This is a genomic window from Nocardia sp. CWNU-33 (genome assembly GCF_046764895.1).
Taxonomy (GTDB): Bacteria; Actinomycetota; Actinomycetes; order Mycobacteriales; family Mycobacteriaceae; genus Nocardia.
Window position 1 is genome coordinate 415,268 of sequence record NZ_JBKOQN010000002.1, and the last position, 15,993, is coordinate 431,260.

General features: G+C 67.5%; 3 protein-coding genes. All 3 read left to right on the top strand.

Features of this window, described 5'->3' with window-relative positions:
* The first annotated feature begins 178 nt into the window (after window positions 1–178).
* The 3 genes from ACLMAL_RS04085 (at window position 179) to ACLMAL_RS04095 (ending at window position 15,850) form a co-directional block, all read left to right on the top strand.
* A complete protein-coding gene (locus ACLMAL_RS04085) occupies window positions 179–13,933 on the top strand; it encodes an amino acid adenylation domain-containing protein (RefSeq protein ID WP_411997825.1) in 13,755 nt (4,584 codons plus the stop codon).
* Window positions 13,930–14,925, top strand: a complete 996-nt coding sequence (locus ACLMAL_RS04090) for an ATP-binding cassette domain-containing protein (RefSeq protein WP_328400573.1) — start codon at window positions 13,930–13,932, stop codon at window positions 14,923–14,925. The genes ACLMAL_RS04085 and ACLMAL_RS04090 overlap by 4 nt, the downstream gene beginning before the upstream one ends.
* A gap of 142 nt (window positions 14,926–15,067) precedes the next feature.
* Window positions 15,068–15,850 (top strand): ABC transporter permease, encoded by a 783-nt coding sequence (locus ACLMAL_RS04095; protein ID WP_411997903.1) that lies wholly within the window; start codon window positions 15,068–15,070, stop codon window positions 15,848–15,850.
* Window positions 15,851–15,993: the final 143 nt, after the last annotated feature.

A 15,993-nucleotide genomic window follows, 5' to 3' on the forward strand; every position in this document is an offset into this window, starting at 1 on the left:
GGCGAAAGTGGCTTGCCGCCAACGGCGTTGGATGTGAAACAAATCCAAAACGTCGGCCATCCGGCCGATGTGATGCTCCGAATCATAGGGCGTGGATCACGTCCTACGGCTGGCGCGTGCGCGTCTGCTGTGGCGGTGCTCGGGGAGTGCGTCAACAGCGGCAGAAATGGAGTGATTGATGAGTTCATTGGCCACGGACCGTGTAGCCCAATGTTCTTCCGGTGAATTCTCGGCCCAGCCCTTTGCACTCTCGCCCGCGCAGACGGCCCTGTGGTATGCGCAGCGGATCCGCCCCGATGTGCCGCTCACGATCGCTCAGTATGTCGAGATTCACGGCGATCTCGACATCGGCATGCTGCTCTATTCGATCGAACGTTTCGGCGCCGAAACCGAGGTCGGCCATGTGCGCCTGGTCGAGATCGACGGTGTCCCGCACCAGGTGATCGATCCGGAACGGCGCCCGGGCTGGGCCAGGATCGATCTGCGCGAGGAGGCCGATCCGCACGCTGCCGCGCTGCGCTGGATGAACGAGCATGCCAGCTCGCCGATCGATCTGGAACACGATCCCCTCACGGCCAATGTGGTGCTGCGGACCGGCGATTCGGACTACATCTGGTACGCACGTGCCCATCACATTGTTATCGACGGCTACGGTGCGATGAATGCGCTGACCCGCACCGCCGAGATCTACACCGCCATCGAGGGCCACACCGAACCGGTGGTCTCGCGGGCAACGCCACTGGCCACGATCTACGCCGACGCGTCCACCTACCGCGATTCGAGCCGGTTCCGCACCGACCGCGAATACTGGCACGAGCAGTTGGCGGGTGCGGGCGAGCCGATGACGCTGTCGAACGTGAACGACACCACCGCGGGGCTCGAAGCGGGCAGGCGACGCGCCACGGCTGTCCTCGACGACGCGACCTCGGCGGCGATGGACGCGGCGACGGCCGCGTGCGAAACACACAACTCGACCCTGTTCGTCGCGGCGCTGGCCAGCTATGTGCGGTCGGTGACCGGCAATCCCGACGTGGTACTGAGCCTGCCGGTCTCGGCGCGCACCACCGTTGCGCTGCGCCGTTCGGCCGGTGTGGTGTCGAATGTGGTGCCGATCCGGTTGCAGTTCGGTCCCGAGACCACCGTGCGCGATGCGGTCCGTGCCGCCGAACTGCAGATCACCGGAGCGTTGCGTCATCAGCGCTATCAGCATGACGACATCCGCCGAGACTGCGGCTACTCCCGCGACGCTCGCGGATTCTTCGGACCGATGGTCAACATCATGCTGTTCCATACCGAGCTGAAGTTCGGCAGCCTGCTCGGCACGCTGCACGTGCTGGCGACCGGCCCGGTCGAGGATCTATCGATCAACCTGTACAACGGCGATGGCAACCGCATCCATGTCGATTTCGAGGCCAACTCACGGCTCTACGGTGATGCCGAAGTAGCAACGCACCACAGCCGCTTCCTCGATTTCTTGACCAGGTTCCTCGCGGCCGAACCCGGCACCCCGGCATTGTCGCTGACGGCGATCACCGATGCCGAACGCGAACGCGTGCTGACCGGGTGGAACGCCACCGAGACGTCGGCCCGACAAGGCACCCTCGCCGGCCTGTTCGCCGATCGTGCCGTGATCTGCCCGGAGGCGACGGCGCTCGAATTCGGCGACGAGACACTGACCTACCGCGAGCTCGACGAGCGCGCCAACCGGCTGGCCCGGCTGCTCATCGCCCGTGGCGCGGGCCCCGAATCCGTGGTTGCACTGTGCCTGCAGCGCAGCACGGAACTCCTCGTCGGTATGTATGCGATCGTCAAGACCGGTGCGGCCTACCTGCCGCTGGACCCCGACCACCCGGCCGAGCGGATCGAGGAGATCCTGCACCAGGCCGAACCGGTATGCGTGTTGACCGCCGCACGTGACGAGCTCACCCTGCCCACGGGCACCGCGCAGCTGGCCATCGATACCGTCGAGCTGTTCGCATTCGATGCGCGCCCGATCAATGACATCGACCGGCGCGCACCGTTGCGCGCCGATCACCTGGCGTACGTCATCTTCACCTCGGGCTCGACCGGAAAGCCCAAGGGCGTCGGCGTGACTCACGCTGCGATCGTCAACCGGCTGCGCTGGATGCAGCACGAATATCCGCTCGACGCTACCGATGCGGTACTCCAGAAGACTCCGGCCACTTTCGATGTGTCGGTGTGGGAGTTCTTCTGGCCCTTGCAGATCGGCGCCCGACTGGTGATCGCGGCACCGGATGGGCATCGGGATCCCAGCTATCTGGCCCACACCATCGCCGAAAAAGGTATAACCACAGCACATTTCGTGCCGTCTATGCTGTCGTTGTTCGTCACCGATACCGATGTGCGCGGCTGCACCGGGTTGCGTCGGGTCTTCTGCAGCGGTGAGGCGTTGCCCGCGGCCACAGTCCGTGATTTCTACGCGGCGCTGCACGGAACGCAGCTGCACAACCTGTACGGACCCACCGAGGCCGCGGTCGATGTCACCTACTGGCCCTGCCCCGTCGACCCGCCGAGTGTGCCGATCGGATCACCGGTGTGGAACACCCAAACCTATGTGCTGGATTCGCGGTTGCAACCGGTGCCGCCGGGGGTGGCGGGGGAGCTGTATCTGGCCGGTGTTCAGCTTGCTCGCGGTTACCTCGGTCAGCCGCGGCTGACCGCGGATCGTTTCGTGGCCAATCCGTTCACGCCGGGCACCCGGATGTACCGGACCGGTGACCTCGCGCGTTGGCAGGCCGACGCGACGGACCGCGGTGTCCTCGAGTACCTGGGGCGCAGCGACTTCCAGGTCAAGATCCGCGGCCTGCGCATCGAACTCGGCGAGATCGAGGCGGCTCTGCTCGAGGACGAGCGGGTCGCGCGTGCAGTGTGCGTGGCTCAGGCCGGACGAACCGGTGACGAACTGCTCGGATACGTCGTGCCTGCCGCGGCGGCGAACATCGACGCCGCGAGCCTGGACACCGGCGCGCTGCTCGCGGTTCTGCGCCGTAGTCTGCCCGGCTACATGGTGCCTTCGGTGCTCGTGGCGCTCGACGAACTACCGCTCAGCCCGAACGGCAAGATCGACCGCAAGGCCCTGCCTGCGCCGACCCACGCCCATCGTCCGGCGGGCCGGTCCGCCGCCGAGCCGCGCACCGAGGTGGAACGGGTGCTCGCGGACATCTTCGCGGAGGTTCTGCAGACCGACGATATCGGCGTGGAGGACAGCTTCTTCGACCTCGGTGGCAACTCGCTGATCGCCGCGCGGGCGGTAGCCCGAATCAACGCCACGCTGGGTACCGGTCTCACCATCCGAGACCTGTTCGAGGCTTCGACTATCACCGCACTGGCCGAGCGATTCGCCACTCACAACCCGGACACGTTCTCCCCGAAACTGGTCCCAGTCGGACGCCCGGGGAAGATTCCGCTCTCGCTGGCCCAACAACGACTGTGGATCCTGAACCGATTCGCCGAACACGCCGCCGCCTACAACATGCCGCTCGCGGTCCGGATCGACGGTCCGCTGGACCACAAGGCACTGCGGGCCGGACTCGTCGACGTGATCGAACGCCACGAGAGCCTGCGCACCACTTTTCCCGACTCGGCGGAGGGGCCCTGGCAGGTCGTGCATCCGGCCGCCGAAATCCCGCTCACCCTCGATCCGATCGATGCGGTCGGTGCGGACGTGGCTGCGCTCGCCGCCGAATTCGCCGGGTACGGTTTCGATCTGCGTAGTCAGGCGCCGATCCGGGTCGCGCTCTGGCACACAGGGTCCGACCAGCATGTCTTTCTCGTTGTGCTACACCACATCTGCGGTGACGGCTGGTCGATCGCGCCGCTGGCACGAGACCTGATGACGGCCGTCGCCGCACGGTCGATCGGCATCGCGCCGCAGTGGATGCCGCTGCCGGTGCAGTACGCCGATTTCGCACTGTGGCAGCGGGAGCTGCTCGGCGAGGAAGCCGATCCGGCCAGCGCACTGAGCCGACAGTTGATCTACTGGCGCACGGCACTGACGGGCCTGCCCGATCAGCTCGATCTGCCGTTGGACCGCCCGCGCCCGCTGCGCCGGTCGACCACCGGTGATCGGGTCGAGTTCACGATTTCCCCCGCGACCCGCCGTGCCGCGACCGAACTGGCGGCGGCGCGAGGCGTGAGCATGTTCATGGTCCTGCATGCCGCGCTGGCGACGTTGCTCGCGAGGCTGTGCGCGACAACGGATATCGCCATCGGCACGCCGATCGCGGGACGTTCGGACCCGGCGCTCGACGACTTGGTCGGCATGTTCGTCAATACCCTTGTCCTGCGCACCGATGTGGATCCCGCCGCCGGCTTCGACCGGATGCTGGATGTGGCGCGCGAGACCGACCTGAACGCCTTCGCCAACGCCGACGTCCCGTTCGAGCGTCTTGTCGAGGTCGTCAACCCGGAGCGCTCGGCAGCGCGCCATCCGTTGTTCCAGGTGATGCTGTCCTATGACCGTGCGCCGGAGATGCGCATCGATTTGCCCGGCGTGCGGGCCGAGGTGCTGCCGATCGAATCCGCTGTCGCCAAGTTCGATCTGCAGCTCGAGATTCACGACAGCGTCTGCGATGGGCCGCTGGCCGTCGAATTCGGCTATGCCACGGATGTTTTCGACAGGCGCACGATCGAGAGTTTTGCGCGCAGGTTTGTCGCCGTGCTGAATGCGGTGGTGGCCGCGCCGACCATGCCGATCGGCGATCTGGAGATTCTCGACCGACGCGAAACCGCGAACCTGGTGCCGATCGCCAGTTCGCCCGCCGAGCCGACGATCAGCCTGGCCCGGCTGCTCACCGATATCGCCGAGCGCCTGCCCGACGCGGTCGCGGTGCGCTACCTTGGCGTCGACACCACCTATCGCGAGCTCGACGAGCTGTCCAATCGCCTGGCACGAGCCCTGATCGAGCACGGTGCGGGCCCTGAGGTCGTGGTCGCTATCGCGCTGCCGCGCAGCCTCGACTCGATCGCCGCGGTCTGGGCCGTCGCCAAGACCGGCGCCGCCTATGTGCCGATCGACCCGAGCTACCCGGTCGAGCGGATCGGGCACATGATCTCCGATTCGGGCGCAATACTCGGCCTGACCATCCCGGACTGCCTGCCCGCCATGCCGGCCTGGCCTGCCGCCCGCGGTAAGCACCACAAGACCTACGTCGACTGGCTGGTGCTCGGCTCCGACGCACTGGAAACTGAATGCGCGGACTACTCCACCGGTCCGATCACCGACGCGGATCGTCACCACCCGATGCGCACCAGCCATCCGGCATATTTCATCTACACCTCCGGTTCCACCGGACAGCCGAAGGCGGTCATCGTCACGCACGCCGGGCTCGCGTCCCTGGCCAGCGAGCAGATGTATCTGTTCGGCGTCACGGATTCGGCACGGACACTGCACTTCTCCTCGCCGAGCTTCGACGCGTCGGTCCTGGAGATGCTGCTCGGCTTCGCGGCGGGCGCGACGATCGTGGTGGCGCCGGCAGGGATCTACGGCGGCGCCGAACTCGCCGCGCTGCTGCGCGAGGAGCGGGTGACCCACGCCTTCATCACCCCGGCGGCGTTGGCGACCGTGCCGCCCGAGGGCCTACCAGACCTCGATGCGGTCATCGTCGGCGGTGAGGCATGCGCAGCGGATCTGGTCGAGACCTGGTCGGCCGAACACCGCATTCACAACATGTACGGACCATCGGAAGCTACTGTCGCCGCGACCGCGAGCAGGCCGATGGTCGTCGGCGCACCCGTGCCGCTCGGTCTTCCTGTCCGTGGCATGCGCCTGTTCGTGCTTGACGGGCGGCTGCATCCGGTCCCGCCCGGGACACCCGGCGAGCTGTATCTTTCGGGCCCCGGCCTGGCCCGCGGCTATCATGGCCGCTACAGCCTTACCGCACAACGCTTCCCGGCCAATCCACACGGCAGGCGAGGTGAACGGATGTACCGGACCGGTGACATGGTGGTCGCCGATTGGACCGGGCACCTGCGCTTCCTCGGCCGCGCTGACGACCAGATCAAGATCCGTGGTTTCCGCATCGAGCTCAGCGAGATCGATCACGTGCTGCGCGCGCATCCAGGGGTGCGCTCGGCGATCACCATTGTGCACATCGACGAGCGGGGTCAGCCCCGGCTCGCGGCCTACCTGACCGCCGATGCGGCGGTCGATGCCGCCGCCGTCAGTGAGACCGCGCGGCAGCGACTGCCGGGATATATGGTGCCTGCGTCGGTCATCGTGCTGGACGAGATGCCGGTCAGTCCCGCGGGCAAGCTCGATCGAAAAGCGTTGCCGGAACCGGTCTTCGCCGCGCTGGGATCCTCCCGCGCGCCGAGCACGGAGCTGGAGAGGCGCGTCGCGGCGGTGTTCGCCGCTATTCTCGGGCGGCCGGTGACCGGTGTGGAGGACAGCTTCTTCGACGTCGGCGGCAACTCGCTGCTGGCCACCAGGCTCGCCGCGGCGCTGCACGCGGAATTCGGTGTCGACCTGCCGGTGCGGGAGATCTTCGAGGCGCCGACGGTCGCGGGCGTCGCCGAGCGCATTACGGAAGCGCCCCGGACGCAACGGATGGCGCTGGCTGTGCACACCCCACGTCCGGGACGCATTCCATTGTCGCTGCCGCAGCAGCGACTGTGGTTTCTCAACCGATTCTCCCCCGAATCCAGCGCTTACAACATCGCATTCGTCATTCGAATCGACGGCGATCTGGATGTCGCAGCGCTGCGTGCGGCCCTCACCGACGTGGTGGATCGCCACGAAGTGCTTCGGACGGTGTTCCCACAGGACAACATCGGCGCTCAGCAGATCGTGCTGCCGACTGTGCGGGTTATGCCGACCCTCGCGCGGACCGTCACCGACGAGACGGGCGCGGACCTCGCGCTGCACACGCTTGCATGCCGCGGTTTCGATCTGACCAAGGACATACCGCTGCGAATCATGCTGCTGAGCACCGGATCCGAGCGTCATCTGCTCGGCATCGTGGTGCATCACATCGCCGCGGACGGCTGGTCGCTCTACCCGCTGACCAAGGACCTGGCTACCGCCTACGCGGCGCGGCACGAGGGCGGCGCGCCCGCGTGGGCGCCGCTGCCGGTGCAGTACGCCGACTTCGGGCTGTGGCAGCGAGCCTGCCTCGGCGAGGAGTCCGACGACCAGAGCATCGCGGGAACTCAATTGGAGTACTGGCGCACCGCGCTGGCCGGTCTGCCCGACGAACTGCCCTTGCCCTATGACCGCCCGCGCCCCGCCGACCCGACGTTGCGGGCCGGGACGGTGAGTTTCACGGTGCCGGAGCCGGTGCAGCACGCACTCGGTGAGCTGGCCCGTGAGCAGGGCGTGAGTCTGTTCATGGTGCTGCGCTCCGCGCTTGCGGTGCTGCTTCGCTGCGTGACCGGCGGTCGTGACGTGGTGATCGGTACCCCGGTCGCGGGCCGCACCGACACCAAACTCGACGAGCTCGTCGGCATGTTCGTCAACACCCTGGTGCTGCGCTCCGACGTGAACCCCGACACCTCGTTTGCGGCGCTGCTGCGCGCAGACCGGGACACCGAGCTGGCCGCCATGGCACACGCGGATATTCCGTTCGAGCGCGTCGTCGAAGAACTGGGTCGCGAGGCGCGGGCCACCAGTCGTCACCCGCTGTTCCAGGTGGCGTTGACGGTGCAGGACGCGGCGGCCCCCACCCTGGAATTGCCCGGCCTCGCGCTGCGCGCCGAGGAACTGGACATCGCGCTGGCCAAGTTCGACCTGGAGCTGCGAGTCGCGCATTTCGGTCGTGACGGAGGGCCCGGTAAGCCGGGCCGCGAGTTCGAATTCGTCTTCGCCACCGAACTTTTCGATGCGCCGACTATCGAGACCCTGGCCGACCGCTTTCTCAGGGTGTTGGCCGCTGTCACGGCGGACCCGCGGGTGCTGGTGCGCGACATCGACGCGCGGACCGAGAATGAACGGCGCACGCTCGCACCGGCTCACGGTGGTCCGACCACCCCGCGGTGCACCCTGGCCGCTTACTTCACGGCGACCGCGCAGGTGCACGGGCACCGTACGGCGGTGCGCTACGGCGCCACCTCCCTCACCTACGCCGAGCTCGACCGGCGCTCGAATCGCTTGGCGCGCGCATTGATCGGGCGCGGCCTGGGCACGGGCGATCGCGTCGCGCTGGGGCTGACCCGCTCCATCGAATCGGTCGCCACCATGCTCGCGGTGGCGAAGTCCGGCGCGGCGTTCGTTCCGATCGATCCGAAGTACCCGGCCGACCGGATCCGGCACATGCTGGTCGACTCCGGCTGCTCGGTCGGTGTGACAATGTCCGAACACGCCGACTCTCTGGGGACGAGCACGGCCGCGGATGACATGTCGTCGGCCGGCCCCGCGACCATCACGGAGTGGCTGCTGCTGGACGATCCCGAGTTCCTTGCGGAGCTGGACCAGCTCGACGACAGCCTGGTGGACGATGTGGACAGGCTGCGGACGGTGCGTGTCAGCGAACTCGCCTATCTCATCTACACCTCCGGTTCCACCGGCAAACCCAAAGGCGTCGCCGTCACGCACAGCGGCCTGTCGAACCTCGCCGACGAGATCCGCGAACGCATGCAGGTCGATCGGGATTCGCGCACGCTGCACTTCTCTTCACCGAGTTTCGATGCCGCCCTTTTGGACCTGCTGCTCGCGGTGGGATCTGGTGCCACGATGGTGATCTGCCCGCCGGACACCTACGGCGGCGACGAACTCGCCGCGCTGATGGAGCGTGAGCGCGTCACCCACACCTTCATGACCCCGGCCGCGCTGGCCACCATCGATCACGATCGGTGGCCCCTGCCGAACCTGCGCGGGCTGATGGTCGGTGGCGAGGCTTATGGTTCGGACCTGGTGGCCCGCTGGGCACCGGGACGGCAGCTGTTCAATGTGTACGGTCCCACCGAGACCACCGTCGTCGTCACGTTCTCGAGGCCGCTGGCCGTCGACGAACCGATCACCATCGGTACGCCGGTGCGCGGGGCGCGGGCGCTGGTGCTCGATGAGCGCTTGCGTCCAGTGCCTGTCGGCGTGCCGGGTGACCTCTACATCGGCGGATTCGGTATGACGCGAGGCTATTTCGAACGCCCCGCGCTCACCGCGTCCCGGTTCGTCGCCGACCCCTGTGACCAGGCGGGCTCGCGGATGTACCGCACCGGCGACGTGGTGCGCTGGACGGGTGCAGGCGAGCTGATGTACCTCGGTCGCAGCGACCACCAGGTGAAGGTGCGCGGATTCCGCATCGAACTCGGCGAAATCACCGCGGCGCTCGCCGAAAGCGAGTACGTGCGGTTCGCACACACGGAGGTGCGGCATATCGCGGGCGTGGATCGGATCGTCTCGTTCGTGCAGGCAGCCGACGACGCGGTGGGCGTGGACATCGACAAGGTCCGCGCCAAGGCCGCCGAACAACTGCCCGCGCATATGGTTCCGGCGATCATCACCGTGCTGGAACGGATTCCGCTGACGCCGACCGGCAAGCTGGACAGTGCCGCGCTGCCCGAACCACAGCTGGTCGCCGACACCGTCGAGCGCGCGCCGGAAACCGAGTCCGAGCGTCTCGTCGCGGGCGTGATGAGTGAACTGGTCGGTGTGGACGCCGTCGGCGCCGCCGACAGCTTCTTCGACATCGGCGGAAACTCGCTGTTGGCAACCCAACTCGTGGCCCGCCTGGCCGCGGCGACGAATATCAGGCTCGAGGTGCGGACCGTCTTCGCGTCGCCGACGGTCGCCGAGCTCGCCGCACTGCTCGACTCCGGTCCGGCAGGCGAGGTGGTCAGGCCGGAGCTGGTCCGGCGCGACCGCCCGGAACGAATTCCCTTGTCGGCGGCGCAGCGTCGGCTGTGGTTCCTCAACCGCTTCAACCAGATCAGCACGCAAGGCGCGGCAGCCGACCATACCGCGGGCGCCTACAACATTCCGGTTGTGCTGCGGATGCGCGGCGAGCTCGACGTCGATGCACTGGTCCGCGCGCTGCACGCGGTCCAGCGTCGGCACGAGACCCTGCGCACCGTATTCACCGAGATCGATGGGGAACCGTCACAGGTCGTCCTCGACCCAGCAGCGGCCGCGGTCACCCTGTTCGTCGCGACCGTGGGACCCGACGACGTGTCCGATGCGGTGCGGCGTTTCGCCGCACCGGGATTCGATCTGGCCGAGACGGCGCCGATCCGGGCCGGACTGATTACGGTGGCTCCCGCCGCCGATCCGGCGGGCGCCGACAACTCGGTGCAGCGGGCCGCGTCGACCGAGAACATCCTGCTGCTGGTGGTGCACCACATCGCCATGGACGGATGGTCGCTGGAACCGCTGGCCGCCGATGTGGCGATGGCCTACCGGGCAGCCTGTGACGAGCAGAGCCCGGAATGGCCCGAACCCGAGATCCAGTACGCGGACTACACACTCTGGCAACAGGACACGCTCGGCACCGAGTCCGATCCTGCTTCGGTGGTGAGTCGTCAGCTGGATTACTGGCGTAGCGCCCTCGAGGGGTTGCCGGAGCTGCTGGCCGTGCCCGCCGATCGGCCGCGCCCGCCCACGCCGTCCTATCGCGGCGGTCTCGTGGAATGCGCGATCGATGGGCTCACCCATCGGGAGCTGCAGACGGTCGCCACCAGCAATAACGTCAGCATGTTCATGGTGCTGCACGCCGCGCTCGCGGTGCTGCTACACCGGATGACCGCGGCCGACGACATTGCCGTCGGCACACCGATCGCCGGGCGCGGCCACCCGGCCCTGGATCGGATGGTCGGCATGTTCGTCAACACGTTGGTGTTGCGGACCCGCATCGATCCGGATGACAGGTTCACCGACCTGTTGCACCATGTCCGCGACACCGACCTGGACGCCTTCGCGCATGCGGACCTGCCGTTCGAGCGACTCGTCGAGGTGCTCAACCCGGCCCGCTCGCAGGCACACCACCCGATGTTCCAGGTGATGCTCTCGGTGCAGAACCATCCGGCGCGGGTGCTCGAGCTGCCCGGGCTGCGGATCGAGGCCGTCGATGTGGACGCCGGGATCGCGAAGTTCGATCTGCAGTTCACCCTCGTCGAATCGCAGACCGCGCAGCGGGAACCCGATGGCATCACACTGTCGGTGAACTACGCGAGCGATCTGTTCGACGAAGAGACCGCGGTCCGGCTCGGTAAGCGGATGGTGCGCCTGCTCGGCGCCATCGCCGCCAATCCGACCACCGCGATCGGCGATCTGGAACTGCTCGATCCTGCCGAGTGGTCCGAGCTCGCTCCCGTGCGCGGGAGCGAACCGGACCGTCCGGTGACCTTCCCGGAGTTGTTCGCACAGGCGGTAGAGGTCGATCGGAAGGCGGTCGCGCTGCGCGCGAACGACACCGAGGTGACCTACGACGCTCTCGATCGGTGGACCAACCGGCTGGCCCGGGTGCTCATCGGCCGCGGCGTCGGGCCGGAAACCCTGGTGGCGCTGGGGATTCCGCGCTCAATCGAATCGGTGGCGACGGTGCTCGCGGTGGCCAAGGCCGGTGCCGCGTTCGTGCCCATCGACCCGCTGTACCCCGAACAGCGCATCAGTCACATGCTGTCGGATTCCGGTGCGGCGCTGGGCATCACGCTCGCAGAGTACTGGGATCAGTTGCCCGCGGGTGCGGAGTGGATCGTCCTCGACGATCCGGAATTCCGCGCCACGGTGCTCGACTCCTCGGATACACCGATCATGGAGGGGGAGCGGACGTCCGCGCTGCGCATGGACAATCCGGCGTACGTGATCTACACATCCGGTTCGACCGGTACCCCGAAGGGTGTGGTGGTCACCCACGGCGGGCTCTCCAACTTCGCCGCGGAGACCGCGCAGCGCTTCGACGTCCAACCCGGTTGCCGGGTACTGCATTTCGCGACGCCGAGTTTCGACGCCGCGATGCTCGACCTGCTGCTCGCACTCGGCGGCGCGGCCACGCTGGTGATCACGCCCGCCGGCGTCGTCGGCGGCACCGATCTCGCACAGGTGTTCATCGAGGAGCGCATCACCCACGCGTTCATCACTACCTCTGCGCTCGGCACGGTCGACCCGACCGGAGTCACCGAGCTGGCGCATGTGCTGGTCGGCGGCGAGGCGTTGCCGCCGGACCTGGTCACCCGCTGGGCGCCGGGCCGCAACCTGTACAACGTGTACGGGCCGACCGAGACCACCATCGTCACGGTGATCTCGCAACCGATGGTGCCCCGGGGACCGATCACCATCGGCGGCCCGATCCGCGGCGTCAACGCGACAATCCTGGACACCCGCCTGCACCCTGCGCCGATCGGCGTGACCGGTGAGCTGCACTTGGCGGGCAATGCGCTGGCCCGTGGCTATCTGAATCGGCCGGGGCTTACCGCTCAGCGTTTCGTCGCCAATCCGTACGGAAAACCGGGCGAACGGATGTACCGCACCGGCGACCTGGTGCGCTGGAGCGGGCAGGCCGCGTCGGCACACGAGATCGAGTACGTCGGCCGCACCGACCATCAGGTCAAGATCCGCGGCTTCCGTATCGAGCTCGGCGAGATCGACACCGCGCTGGCCCGCCACCCCGCTGTCGAATTCGCCACCACCATCGGGTATCACACGCCCGCGGGCGTCACCGCGCTGGTGGCGTATGTGAAGCCGCGCGCGGGAACCGTCGTCGCCGCTGCCGAGCTCATCGAGCACGTCGCTGAGCTGGTACCGAATTACATGGTGCCGCAGTCGATCATGCTGATCGACGAGGTGCCGCTGAGCCCGGTCGGCAAGCTGGACCGAAAAGCGTTGCCGGAGCCGGTGTTCCGTGCAGCGGACGGCTACCGCGTACCGGCGACGCCGACCGAGGTTGCGCTGTGCACGGCCTTCGCCGATGTGCTCGGTGTCGAGTCTGTGGGTGCCGACGACGGGTTCTTCGAACTCGGCGGCAACTCGCTGCTCGCCACCAAAGTTGTTGCGCAGCTGCGAGCTTCCGGGATCGACCTCCCGGTGCAGCTGATGTTCGGCGAGTCCAGCCCGGCCGCCATCGCGGCCAGGCTGGACGGACCCGGCACCGCCGCCACGGCCATCGCCGCAGCGCTGGGGCCGGTACTGCCGATCCGCCCGAGCACGGCTTCCACACAGGCGCCGTTGTTCTGCATCCATCCCGCGATCGGGTTGGCCTGGTGCTATTCGGGTCTGCTCGCGCATCTGCCGTCGGACCGGCCGCTGTACGGGCTGCAAGCGCCGCATGTCGCGGGGGAGGACGGGTTCGCCTCCATTGCGGAGGCCGCCGGCCACTACGTGGCGCACATCAAGGCGATCCAGCCGGCAGGTCCCTACCACCTGCTCGGCTGGTCGCTCGGCGGGTTGATTGCGCACGAGGTGGCCGTCCAACTGCAGGAGACGGGCGACGAGGTCGCGCTGCTGGCGATGATGGATAGCTATCAACTCTCCGACGAGTGGCTCGAACACGCCATCCCCAGTGTCGCCGAGATCATCGGCGAATTCGGCGCCGACCTGCTCGCGGACGGCGTGGAGCTCGACCCGGCAATCAATCTGAGCGATGCCGCGGAGCTCCTGCGGTCCCAGCCGGGACCGTTCGCGGCGCTCACCGTCGAACACCTGGAGCGGCTCTATGCCGGCTACACCAACGGCACAGTGCAGGCGCACTGCTTCCGGCCGCGCACCTTCGACGGCGACCTGCTGTTCTTCACCGCTGCCCATGACGAGATCAACCGAATCGACCCCACCCGCTGCGCGGCGGCCTGGGAGCCGTTCGTCACGGGGCAAATCCATGACCACCAACTGCCGTGCCGACACTCGGCCATGACGACACCGGACTCGCTCGCCGTGATCGGGCCGGTGCTGCGCAGGCATCTCGATGTGCAGCCCCCAGGTCCTCGGCAGCAGCACTGCGAAGGAGGCACACAGGTGAGCGACCCGACCGTAAACGAGGTGCAATCGTGAGTTTGGCGGTGGAAGTACTCGGCCTGGTCAAGAGCTACGGCCGGGTACGGGTGCTCGACGAGATAGACCTACAGATCCCGGCCGGAACGGTGCTGGGCCTGCTCGGTCCCAATGGTGCGGGCAAAACGACGACGGTCCGCATCGTCACCACGCTGCTGCGTCCGGATGCGGGTACGGTGCGGGTTGCGGGCATCGATGTGCTGCGTGATCCCGCGACGGCCAGGCGGCGCATCGGCCTGTCCGGTCAGTATGCGGCGGTGGACGCCAACCTGTCCGGCTACGAAAACCTGCGCATGGTGGCCCGGCTGTACGGAATGTCCCAGCGCCAGGCGACATCTCGTGCGGCCGAGCTGCTCGGTGCCTTCGGGCTCGACCATGCCGCGCATCGCAGGGCGGGCACCTACTCCGGTGGCATGGCGCGGCGCCTCGACCTGGCCGGGGCATTGGTTGCCCGGCCCGACGTAGTGGTGCTCGACGAACCGACCACCGGGCTCGACCCGCGCGGCAGGATCGACATGTGGCGCGTCATCGGCGATCTCGTCGATGACGGCACCACGGTGCTGCTCACCACGCAGTATCTGGAGGAGGCCGATCTGCTCGCCGATCGGATCACCGTCATCGACCACGGCCGGGTCATCGCCCGCGGCTCGTCCGACGAGTTGAAGACCTCCATCGGCGGTGACCGGCTCACCATCACATTGGCCGCCGGGCAGGACGTGCAGCCCGCCCTGACCGTGCTCGCCCAGGTCGGTATCGGCGAGCCGAGCTGCGACGATGGCTCCGACCTGGCATCGGTGGTGGTCGGTGACGGCTCACGCACCATGGTCGAGGCGCTGCGGCGCCTCGATGACGCCGGCGTGTGCGTCGTGGACGCGACCGTGCACCGCCCGAGTCTCGACGACGTATTCCTGTCCCTCACCGGCACCGCGGCGCGCACATCCGCGAGCCTCGCGCCGGAAACCGATGACGCACAAGAGGAGATCCTGTCTTGAGTGACCGAACCGCCGTGCCGAGTACTCGCGAGGTGTCGGCGTGAGTACTACCCCGACACTGGAGCGCGACGAAGCGCCGAAGTCGCCGTCCACGGCGAAAGAAGAAGCAACCCACGGGATTACGCATGAGCCGCGGGCGCGGATCATTCGGGACAGTGCGATCGTCGCCTATCGGAACCTGCTGACCATCCTGCGGGTGCCGACGCTGCTGGTGACGGCGACGATCCAGCCGCTGATGTTCGTGTTCCTTTTCGCGTACATCTTCGGCGCTTCGCTCGGTGGCGGCCAGTACCGCGAATTCCTGCTGGCGGGCATCTTCACCCAGACGGTCGCTTTCAATGCGGCTTTCACGACCGTCGGGCTCGCAGGCGATCTGCACAAGGGCATCATCGACCGGATGCGTACGCTGCCGATGTCACGGCTCGCGGTGCTGATGGGCCGCACTCTGTCCGACCTCGTGGTGAATATCCTGAGCCTGGCCGTGATGGTCGGGTGCGGTTATACGGTCGGCTGGCGGATCAATGGCGGGATCGCCGACGCCGCACTGGCATTCGGGGTGATCCTGCTGTTCGCCTTCGCGATGTCCTGGGTCGGCGCCCTCACCGGTCTGCTCTCGCCGACCGTCGAGGTAGCCCAGAGCGCGGGCCTGATCTGGCTTTTCCCGCTCACGTTCATCTCCTCCGCCTTCATCTCCGCAGAGGCACTGCCCGGCCCGCTGCGCACCGTCGCTGAATGGAACCCGATCACCGCGGTCTCGGCTGCGGGCCGAAAACTGTTCGACAACGGCGCGCCACCCTCGTTCGTTCCCCCGACCGGCTGGGCCGCCGAGCATTGCATCCAGTACGCCGTCGGCTGCTCGCTGCTGATCCTTGCCATCGTTGTCCCGCTGGCCCTGCTGCGCTACCGGAAGGTCGCGAGCCACTAGCCGATCGAGCGATCGGCCACTGCCGCGGTGGGTGTCGTCGTTGGGTAAACGAGCACCTCATCGTGCCGAACAGCGCGCAACCGGCCTGCCGAGGAATGCGGCAGACCGGTTGCTGTCGTGCATGGGTCCGGCACGCAGCCGGG